Source organism: Bradyrhizobium sp., from assembly GCF_035309285.1.
In the GTDB taxonomy this organism is placed as follows: Bacteria; Pseudomonadota; Alphaproteobacteria; order Rhizobiales; family Xanthobacteraceae; genus Bradyrhizobium.
Map to the genome: position 1 here is coordinate 1 of NZ_DATGFH010000030.1, position 8,399 is coordinate 8,399.

Consider the following 8,399-nt stretch of genomic DNA (forward strand, 5'->3'; position numbering starts at 1 on the left):
CTCCTCGGGCTATGTGCAGCGTTCGATCGCGACGATGCCGAAGCAGGGCTCGAAGCGGCCGTGGCGGCTTTACCAGAACTATGCGCTCGACATCGTCAGCTTGCGCTTCGGCAAGGTCGATGACGGCGTGATGCAGTATTCCTGACCGCAGCATTCTATGTTCTCCGCCATTCGCAGCGTCGCAAAGTTCCGAGCGGGAACATTCGGCGTGGCGGGTAGCCTCGCGGCGCGCGCCAGTCGCGCGCCGCTTGCCGCGAATCGCGCATTGAGGTAGTAGCTCGCCCGGGACAAATTCTTTTCCGTACAACGCTGACGTTCGAGCCGTTGCCATTCAGGGGAGCGCGGACATGCACGTCCTTGCTCTAGTCACGCAAAAAGGCGGGAGTGGCAAGAGCACTCTGGCCACAGGCCTTGCCGTTGCGGCAATGGGAGAGGGAAAGCGCGTCGCGCTCATCGAAGCGGACCCGCAAGGCACCATATCGAAGTGGAAAGAACGGCGGACCAATCCATATCCCCACGTCGAATGTCTTGCCGATCCCGACGAGATCGAACGGTTGATCGCTCGCCTCGAGGCGGAAGGGATTTGGCTCACAATCATCGATACGGCTGCAACGAACAACGCGCTGGCGATGCGCGCCATCGTCGAGACCGATTTTTGTCTCATCCCAGCGCGACCGACTCCGGCCGATATCGAGGCTGCGATACCGACGCTCATCGCTATCCGCCGCCTCGGCCGCCGGTTTGCCTTCGTGCTCAATCAGACGCCGCCGCGAGGCTGCCGCGTGAGCGAGGCCGGGGCATCGCTGAACTCGCTTGGCTGCCTGGCGTTACCTTACATCGGCCAGCGCAATGATCACCAGGATGCGCTCGGGTTGGGGCTGGGGGTGACCGAGTTTGCGCCGGCCGGCAAAGCCTCGGAGGAGATCCGGAGCCTGTGGGGCTGGGTGTCGCAACAACTCACCGCGGGGTTATCCGATCATGAGCAAATCGTCCTCAAGGCGGTCTCCTAACGAGCAGCGGCCCGCCCGTCGCTCGCTGGTGGAACTGACCGCTGCGGCCAGCCGCGCGGTCGACGAGGCCCTGCCGGTGGCGCCGACGCCCTCGACGCCGGCTGCCGCAAGCCCAGCGGAGACATCCACCACAACCGCCGTCGCGGGAGAAGCGGCCGCCGAGGCGCCTGCCGTGCTACCCGAAGCTGCGACGGCGGCGAGGCCCGAAGGCAGCGCATTGTCCGCTTCCGACAACACTGCGGATATGGCGGTGAAGATTGCCAAGGAGTTTCAGGCCGGTGCCTTGGACGACTTCAGGCTCAGCATCAATGCCGCGCTGGACTATGCGAGACATCTCGTCGAGACGCGCCCGCCAGCCGCGGGAGCGTCGAAGGGCGACCCTGCGGCGAGGCCAGAGGACCCTGTGCGAACCGGCCTCCAGGCTGCGGCACAGTACCACGCCGAGTTCCTCGAGCTTGCGAAAGCGAACGTCGAAACCGCCCTCGATCACGCGCACGAGCTGATCGGAGCGAGAACGCGCACGGAATTCGTCGAGGTGTCGAGCAGGCTTGCTCGCAAGCAGTGCGAGTTCGCCCTGCGGCAAGCCGGCGCACTGAAATCGTTTGCGCGCACCGTCACAAAATCCGATCCGAAATAAGTTGCGTTCCTGCCAAAGCGCGATGATTTGAGGAATCATCATCGCGCTTCAGCTCTTTGTTTGCGCATGATCTTTTTGGAGTCGCTGCAAACCCCGCATCCAAATGCGGGGCAGGTTTTTTCCGGATCATGCGCTAGTCCTTGTATTCGCAACCCAGTCGCTGCAGCGCCTCGTCGACCCATCGGCGATCGGGGGTGCCGGCCATGATCTGCTGGATCGCCTTCTCTTCGCTCGCTTTCTTGGCCTGGGTCAGCTTGCAGATGTCGGCAGCGTCGTCATACGGCACGCACAGGACGCCATCGTCGTCGGCAACGATAAGATCGCCCGGTTCGACCAGCATGCCGTCGATCGAGATCGGGCAATTGATCTCGCCGGGGCCGTCCTTGTAGGGACCGCGATGCGCAACGCCCGCCGCGAAGACGGGAAATGATCCCGCGCGGATGGCGCCGGCGTCGCGGATCGAGCCGTCGATCACGAATCCCGCCACGCCCTTCTTCTCGGCAAGCGTCGACATGATCTCCCCGATGATGGCGTTGATCAGGACGCCGCCTGCGTCGACGACGATGACATCGCCGGGCTCGGCGAGATCGATCGCCTTGTGGACCATCAGATTGTCGCCGGGCCTCGTCTTGACGGTGAGCGCGGGGCCGCCAAGCCAGCCGCCAGCGTGCATCGGGCGCAGCCGGTTGGTGCCCGCGATCCTCGACATGACGTCGCTCACATTGGCGACCGGCAGCGAGCGAAACTGCTCGACCAGATTCGGCGAGATCTTCCGCTTCGCCTTGTGAATCGCAAATCCTATGGCCATCTGCTTTCTCCGGGACAATCCAAAATTACGAGATCAGGCCGCGCGCCGCTCGAGGTAGGCGTTGAGCCGACTGTAAACGCGGCGCGCATTGCCTTCAAAGATCTTCGCCTTGTCGTCTGCGCTCAGTGTCGGAAGCGCGTCGATATAGCGGCGGGTATCGTCGAAGTGATAACCGGTCTCCGGATCGATGCCGCGGACCGCGCCGACCATTTCCGAGGCAAACAGGATGTTCTCGATCGGGATGACCTTTGTCAAAAGCTCGATGCCGGGACGGTGATAGACGCAGGTATCGAAGAAGACATTCTTCAAGAGATGGTCCGACAGCGGCGGCAACTTCATGTCCTGCGCCAGCCCGCGGTAACGGCCCCAGTGAAAGGGCACGGCGCCGCCGCCATGCGGAATGATGAATTTCAGGGCCGGAAACCGCTTGAACAGATCGGAGGTCAGGAACTGCATGAAGGCGGTCGTGTCGCCGTTCAGATAGTGCGCGCCGGTCCCGTGGAAGCAGGGATTGCAGGACGAACTGACATGGACCATCGCGGGCACGTCGAGCTCGACCATCTTCTCGTACAGCGGAAACCACCATTCATCGGTCAGCGGAGGATCGCACCAATAGCCGCCTGCCGGATCGGGATTGAGGTTGCAGCCGATGAAGCCAAGCTCCTTGACGCATCTTTCCAGCTCCTCGATGCAGTTCGCCGGTTTGACGCCCGGGCTTTGCGGAAGCTGGCAGACGCCGACGAAGTTCTTCGGGAACAGGGTACAGACCCGGTGGATCAGGTCGTTGCAGATCCTTGTCCACTCGATGCTCGTCGCGGCATTCCCGACGTGATGCGCCATTCCGGCAGCCCGCGGGGAGAAGATGGTGACGTCGGTGCCTCGCTCCCGCTGCAGTCGAAGCTGCGCACCTTCGACGCTCGCCCTGATCTCGTCGTCGGTGATGCCGAGGTCCGTGGTGAGCGGGCGGCGCGACTTGTCGGCAAGGGCAGCGAGCTGCTTGTCCCGAAACGCATGCAGCTTGGGCGGCTCGGTGGTGTAGTGTCCGTGACAATCGATGATCATGGTTTTTCTTTCGTCTGGAAACGATCAGCTTGTGGCGGGCGGGACGTTTCTATCAGGCCGGTCGTGGATTGTCCGCTGGTCAAAGGTCTGGCCGGCCTTGCCCCACCTGCATCACTGCCGCCCTGAATCGAAAAGGCCCCGGACCGATATCCGAGGCCTTCGATTTTGGTCTCTATCGCCCCGTTCAGGCGGCGGGCTTGCCGATCGTCACCTTCAGCGTGCCGACGCCCTCGACGCCGCACTCGACCTTGTCGCCCGGCGAGAGCGCGGCAACGCCGGCCGGCGTGCCGGTCATGATGATGTCGCCGGCGCCGATCTCGACCTGCTGCGACAGCTTCCAGATGATCTCCGGGATATTCCAGATCAGCTCGGTGAGGTCGCCCTTCTGCCGTTCGGTGCCGTTCACGGACAGCCAGATCCTGCCCTTTGCGGGGTGACCGATCTTCGAAGCCGGCTGCAGCGGTGAGCAGGGCGCGGAATGGTCGAAGGACTTGCCGATCTCCCACGGCCGCTCTTTCTTGCGCGCGGCCTGCTGCAGGTCGCGCCGCGTGAGATCGATGCCTACCGCGTAGCCATAGACGTGATCGAGCGCCTTCTCGACCGGAATGTTCTGCCCACCGCTCTTCATCGCCACCACGAGCTCAACCTCGTGATGCATGTCCTTGGTCAGCGGCGGATAGGGAATGGTGGCGCCGTCAGGCTCCAGCATGTCGGCGTGCTTGGCAAAGAAGAACGGCGGATCCCGCTCGTCATTCCCCATCTCGCGGATGTGCTCGAGATAGTTGCGGCCGACGCACCAGATGCGGCGCACGGGAAAGGATTTGGATTCGCCCGCAACCGGGAGCGCGGCCTGCTGCGGGGCGGGAATGACAAAGGACGTGGCGTTCATGAACGGTCTCAGCGGTTCCAAAGGGAGATCGGAGCCCTAATACGCGGTTGTTCCGACCGAGGCTAGTGCCGGACGGCAGCAAAAAAGGTAGGGCAGGAATGACTGCAATATCTAGAGAGGAGGGCGGCTACGAGCCCGCCGAATAGGCCAGCACGGGAGCTGCGCCTGTGTCACGCTGCTGCAGGCGGAAAAAGGACGCGTAGCGGCCGCCGCGGCGCAAGAGATCGTCGTGCCGGCCTTGCTCGACGATCTCGCCGGCCTCGACCACCAGAATGGTGTCCGCATGCATGATGGTGTGCAGGCGGTGGGCGATCACGATGGTGGTGCGGTTCTGGCAGAGATGCTCGATCGCCTCCTGCACCTGCTTTTCGGACTCGGAGTCGAGCGCCGCGGTCGCTTCATCGAGGAGAATGATCGGCGCGTTCTTGATCAGCGCGCGGGCCACCGCAATGCGCTGGCGCTGGCCGCCGGAGAGTTGCGTGCCATGCTCGCCGACCGGCGTGTCGTAGCCGAGTGGGAAGCCCATGATGAATTCATGCGCACAGGCGGCCTTCGCGGCCTCGATGATCTCGGCTTCGGTCGCGTCCACCTTGCCGAAGGCGATGTTGGCGCGGATGGTGTCGCGGAACAGATAGACGTCCTGGCCGACATAGGCGGTCTGGTGTCTGAGTGAACGGCGCGACACCTTCGAGATCGTCTGGCCGTCGATCACGATCTCGCCCTGGGTGACTTCGTAGAAGCGCAGCAGCAGCGCCAGCACCGTGGATTTGCCGCCGCCGGAAGGGCCGACCAAAGCTGTGACCTTGCCTGGTTCGGCGACGAAGCTCATGCGGTTCAGAACGGTCTCGCCGGCGCGATAGCAGAAGCTGACATCGTGCAATTCGACCCGCGAATCCGTGAGCTTCAGCGCGGGCTTGTCGTCGTCCGAAACCTCGGTCGCCGGGCTGTCGACGACTTCGAGCAGCATGCGCGCGCCGACCAGGCTGCTATTGAGGTCGATGTTGAGCCGCGCCAGCCGCTTGGCCGGCTCATAAGCCATCAGGAATGCCGTCAGGAACGAGAAGAATTGGCCGGGAGTCGCGTGCAGCGCCACCACGCCATAACCGCCATACATCAGGCCTGCCGCGACCGCGAAGCCGCCGAGCGTCTCCATCAGCGGGCCCGAGCGGTTCGACACCCGCGCCATCTTGTTGGCGGTGCGCTCGACCGCTTCGATGCTCTCGTTGATGCGCTCGCGCATGGTCTGTTCGAGCGTGAAGGCTTTTACCGTGCGGATGCCTTGCAGCGATTCCTGCATGGTCTCGAGGATATCCGCCGTGCCCGTGAACTGGTTATAAGCGAGCCCCTTGATCCGCTTCACAAGCTTGCGGAGCACCAGCATCGCCGGCGGCGCTATCAAGAATCCGAGCATCGCCATATAGGCGTCCTGGACCAGCATCACCGTGACAAGCCCGATCAGCAGCAAGAGATCGCGGCCAACCGCGTTGATCAGGAGGTTGAGCACCTGCGTGACGGAGTTGGCGCCCTGGGTCAGACGCGCTAGAAATTCGGACGAGTGCCGCTCGGAGAAGAAACCGACGCTCTCGCTCATCAGCTTGCCGAACAGGCGGCGCTGGTTGTTCGCGAGGATCGCGTTGGAAATCTTCGACAGCGTCACGGTCTGCTGATAGATCGCGATGCCCCGCGCCAGGAACAACAGGAAGATGACTACGGAATAGGCCGCGATGCCCGGAAAATTCTTGTCGACATAGGCCTTGTTGATGGCCGCGCCGAGCAGATAGGCCGACAGCGATGTCGCGCCGGCGGCGACCCCCATCAGCACAAAGGCGAGCAGATAGCGGCGCCAGTAAATGGCGCCTTGTTCCATCACCAGGCGGTGAATCAGCATCGCGGCCCCATAGGGGTCGTCGGTGATTTTCCTTGGAAATTCGGCCATCCCACGTCCCTGGCAGCGTCGCGCGCAACGGCGTCGCGCGCGATCTAAGCGCTCTTGCCCGCTTGGCCGGCGTTTTTCAAGCCCATTTAAGGGTCTTGCGGGAGGCTCGATTTCAGGCGGAGGCCGCGTGCTGGATCTCGGCCTGGCGCTCGCGGACGAGCTTCTCCTCCCAGGCGAGCGCGTGGCGGGCGATCGTCTCCAGATCGTCGTATTGCGGTGTCCAGTCGAGCGTGGCGCGGATGCGGCTTGTGTCGGCCACCATGGTCATGATGTCGCCGGGGCGCCGCGGCGCATATTGAACCGCGAAATTGCGGCCCGAGACGCGGCGCACAGCCTCGATCGCTTCGAGCACGGAATAGCCGCGGCCGTAGCCGCAGTTCAGCGTCACCGAGTTGCCACCGCCGCGCAAATATGACAACGCCGCGCGATGCGCCTCGGCAAGATCGGTGACGTGAATGAAGTCGCGGATGCAGCTTCCATCCGGCGTCGGGTAGTCGGTGCCGAACACGTCGATCTTGGCGCGCTGTCCGGTCGCGGCTTCCACCGCGATCTTGAGCAGATGCGTCGCGCCATTGGTGGCAAGGCCCATGCGCGCCTGAGGGTCCGCGCCGGCGACGTTGAAAAAGCGCAGCACGACGTAGCTCATGCCGTGGGCGGACGCGACATCGTGCAGCATGATCTCGGTCATGAGTTTCGAGGAGCCATAGGGCGACAGCGGCCGGGTCGGCACGTGCTCGGGCACCGGCACCTGCTCCGGATTGCCGTAGACCGCGGCGGTAGAGGAAAAGATGAAGCGGCTAATGCTGGCCCTGACCGCGACGTTGAGCAGACTTCGCGTGGTCATGGTGTTGTTGCGATAGTAGCCGAGCGGATCGCGCATCGAATCCGGCACCACGACGGAGCCCGCGAAGTGGATGATGCTCTCGACCCGATGCTGCGCGATCACGCCTTCGACCAGGTTCTCGTCGCCGGCATCGCCAATGAAGAGCGGCACGGCTTCGGGCAAGAAGGCGGAAAAGCCGGTTGAGAGATTGTCAACCACGACCACGCTTTCGCCGGCTTCCACCAGCGCACGAACCGTGTGACTTCCGATATAGCCGGCACCGCCGGTGACAAGCACAGTCATGACCTTCCCCGTCACGTATCTAATTTTTTGCGGAAGCTAACCGCTCGACGGTGAAGAGGGAGTTTCGTCGCCGACGAACTGGAACCGATGCTTAATCTTGCGTATAGGAAATGCCTAAAATTGGAGTGTTTTTCGTGCCGGGCGAGAACCAACTGGCTGGTGATTTGCAGGTGATCGTGCCGAACCTGCACCGGCGCTATTCGGGGGTCACCGCGACCAACCGCATGGTGGCGCCGAAGCTTGCGAGGCGCGTCCGCGCCGCCTGGTTCGGCTCCTATGCGCCCGAGGGCATCGCGCCCATGGGCTTTGGTGATCTCCTGAAGCTGTGGCGCCGGCGGACGCCTTTGATCTGGCACGCGCGCCGCAATGACGAGATGATCGTCGGCTTGCTGCTGCGTGCGCTCGGTTGGCCCTTGAGGCTCGTGTTCACCTCGGCGGGGCAGCGCCATCACAAACGGCTCACGCGATGGCTGATCAGCAAGATGGATGCGATCATCGCGACGTCGGATGCGTCGGCGTCGTATCTGAAGCGCGAAGCCACCGTCATTCCACACGGCGTCGACACCGACATCTACGCGCCGCCGCAGAACCGCGCGGCGGCGTTTGCGGAAAGCGGATTGCCGGGCCGCTACGCCATCGGCTGCTTCGGACGCATCCGTGCGCAGAAGGGCAGCGACATCTTCGTCGATGCGATGTGCCGGTTGCTGCCGCGCTATCCGGATTTCACCGCCGTCATGGTCGGCGCGATCGTGGCGGAACAGGCGGGCTTTGCCAACGAATTGAGGAGGCGCATCGAGGCGGCGGGGCTCACCTCGCGCATCGTCATCACCGGCGAGCTCGACATCGAAGAGGTGCAGCGTTGGTACCAGCGCCTCACCATCTATGCCTTTACCTCGCGCAACGAAGGCTTTGGCTTGACGCTGATCGAAGC

Annotated in this window: 8 protein-coding genes; 3 read left to right on the forward strand and 5 right to left on the reverse strand. The window is 63.2% G+C overall.

Annotated elements, in window-relative coordinates; translation table 11 throughout:
• Positions 1 to 347: 347 nt before the first annotated feature.
• Together VKR55_RS06705 and VKR55_RS06710 are read left to right on the forward strand one after the other, a co-directional pair.
• The gene (locus tag VKR55_RS06705; RefSeq protein WP_324401008.1) at positions 348 to 1,010 is read left to right on the forward strand and encodes a ParA family protein; all 663 of its coding nucleotides are present in this window, start codon (positions 348 to 350) and stop codon (positions 1,008 to 1,010) included.
• Complete coding sequence (locus tag VKR55_RS06710) at positions 979 to 1,647, forward strand: phasin family protein (protein WP_324401010.1); 669 nt, start codon at positions 979 to 981, stop codon at positions 1,645 to 1,647. Before VKR55_RS06705 ends, VKR55_RS06710 begins: the two co-directional genes overlap by 32 nt.
• A gap of 133 nt (positions 1,648 to 1,780) precedes the next feature.
• Here VKR55_RS06710 and VKR55_RS06715 read toward each other — a convergent pair whose 3' ends face one another.
• From VKR55_RS06715 to galE, 5 genes are all read right to left on the reverse strand, one after another.
• Positions 1,781 to 2,455, reverse strand: a complete 675-nt coding sequence (locus VKR55_RS06715) for an RraA family protein (RefSeq protein ID WP_324401012.1) — start codon at positions 2,453 to 2,455, stop codon at positions 1,781 to 1,783.
• A 33-nt stretch (positions 2,456 to 2,488) separates the two neighbouring features.
• Positions 2,489 to 3,517: an amidohydrolase family protein gene (locus tag VKR55_RS06720; RefSeq protein ID WP_324401014.1), complete on the reverse strand. Its 1,029-nt coding sequence runs from the start codon at positions 3,515 to 3,517 to the stop codon at positions 2,489 to 2,491.
• A gap of 184 nt (positions 3,518 to 3,701) precedes the next feature.
• Positions 3,702 to 4,406, reverse strand: coding sequence for a fumarylacetoacetate hydrolase family protein (locus VKR55_RS06725; RefSeq protein WP_324401017.1), 705 nt, complete (start codon positions 4,404 to 4,406; stop codon positions 3,702 to 3,704).
• Positions 4,407 to 4,533: 127 nt separating this feature from the next.
• Positions 4,534 to 6,342: an ABC transporter ATP-binding protein gene (locus VKR55_RS06730; protein ID WP_324401019.1), complete on the reverse strand. Its 1,809-nt coding sequence runs from the start codon at positions 6,340 to 6,342 to the stop codon at positions 4,534 to 4,536.
• Positions 6,343 to 6,454: 112 nt separating this feature from the next.
• Positions 6,455 to 7,468 (reverse strand): UDP-glucose 4-epimerase GalE, encoded by a 1,014-nt coding sequence (gene galE, locus VKR55_RS06735; protein WP_324401021.1) that lies wholly within the window; start codon positions 7,466 to 7,468, stop codon positions 6,455 to 6,457.
• 134 nt (positions 7,469 to 7,602) lie between these two features.
• Between galE and VKR55_RS06740 the strand changes: the two genes are divergently transcribed.
• On the forward strand, positions 7,603 to 8,399 hold a 797-nt coding region (locus VKR55_RS06740; protein WP_324401023.1), incomplete at its 3' end, for a glycosyltransferase family 4 protein.